This window comes from Collinsella aerofaciens (assembly GCF_015552075.1).
GTDB classification, from domain to species: domain Bacteria; phylum Actinomycetota; class Coriobacteriia; order Coriobacteriales; family Coriobacteriaceae; genus Collinsella; species Collinsella aerofaciens_Y.
Genome location: NZ_JADNDZ010000075.1, coordinates 1 through 1,573 on the forward strand (window position 1 = coordinate 1; position 1,573 = coordinate 1,573).

General features: G+C 67.5%; 1 protein-coding gene. It reads left to right on the forward strand.

Annotated elements, in window-relative coordinates; genetic code table 11:
- Positions 1-127 precede the first annotated feature (127 nt).
- Entirely contained in the window at positions 128-1,240 is a 1,113-nt protein-coding gene (locus I2D41_RS05340; protein WP_229042175.1) for an IS110 family RNA-guided transposase, read from the forward strand.
- Positions 1,241-1,573: the final 333 nt, after the last annotated feature.

Sequence of the window (1,573 nt, forward strand, 5' to 3'; positions counted from 1 at the left end):
AGACGATATGAGCAGGACATAAAAACATTGAGAGCCCCTGCTGCATGAAAGACCGCGGATTAGGCCGACAATGGTGAGTGTCTAATTCAGCCGCGGCGGCCACGCCGCATTCATGGAAGGGGCTCCCATGCTCGATACTACCACCTTCGTCGGCCTCGACGTCCACGCCCGCTCGATAAAGGCAGTCTCCCTCGACGTCATGACCGGGGAGGTGCGCTGCGCGACCTTCGGCTACGACGCCGGGGCAGTCGCGGAGTGGGTGCGGTCCGTGGACCCAAAGGCCAGGTGCGTGTACGAATCCGGGGTCACGGGGTTCGACCTGCAGAAGAGGCTCTCCGGCCTCGGGGTCGACTGCGTGGTCGGCGCCGTCTCGAAGATGATCAAGCCCAGCGCGGACAGGCGCAGGAAGAACGACCGCAACGACGCCGAGTTCCTCGCCCGCATGCTGTCGGTCGGCAACGTGGTCGAGGTGTGGGTCCCCGACGACGAGTGCGAGGCCGCCCGCGACCTGGCCAGGGCGCTCGAGGACGCGAGGGACGACCTCTCGCGCTCGAAGCAGCGGCTCTCCAAGTTCCTGCTCAGGCACGGGCTCGTCTTCGACGAGAGGACGCCCACCGGCCGCAGGAAGGGCAACTGGACCCGGGCGCACTGGTCCTGGATCGAGTCGATTAGGTTCGCGGAGGGGGCCGACAACGACGTGCTCGCCTACTACGTCGACGCGGTCAGGCGGGCGGCGGAGGAGAAGGCGAGGCTCGAGGGGCTCGTCGAGGCCGAGGCCCGCAAGCCCAGGTGGAGGAGGAGGGTCGACTCCCTGCGCTGCCTCAAGGGCGTCGACACCGCGACGGCCGCCGACCTCGTGTTCGAGGCCGGCGAGTTCTCGAGGTTCAGGAACGCCCGCTCGTTCGCCGCATGGGTCGGCCTGACGCCCTCCGAGCACTCCAGCGGGGAGAGCGACCGCAGGGGCGCGATCACCAAGGCCGGCAACAAGCACCTGAGGAAGGCGCTGGTCGAGGCCGCGTGGCACTACCTGACGTGCTCGGGGCGGCCGAAGGACCTCGCCAAGGGCCAGGCCCCGGACCGGGTCGCCCGCAGGCATGCCGCCAAGGGCGTGCGGAGGCTGGTCGAGAGGCGGGAGGCGCTGCTCGCGCGCGGGGTCCACGGCAACAAGGCGAACGTGGCCACGGCGCGCGAGCTCGCCTGCTGGGTGTGGGCGGTCGGCCTCATGGCCGAGGAGGCGTAGGGGGCCGGTCCCCCGCACATAAGCCGATCACCCCGGAAGCGGTTTGATCCGAAGCCGTTGAGGCGAACCTCAGGTCCCTTTTCTGCGAGCGCCCAGGGCGCCACACGCGTGCACAGACTGTCGGTTCGACGAAGAAGCCTCAGCCGTAGCAACGGATTGCCCAGCGAGAGATCGCCACGGGCGGATATTAAACTGCAAAGACGAGCGTCGGGAAGACACGCCGAGGTCGCCGCGGACGGGTTGATATAGGGAGAGGGCCTGACCCCATATCGTTGGGGCCAGGCCCGATTTTGCCTCTTGACAATGTCCTGCTCATATTAAAAGGAACGTCCC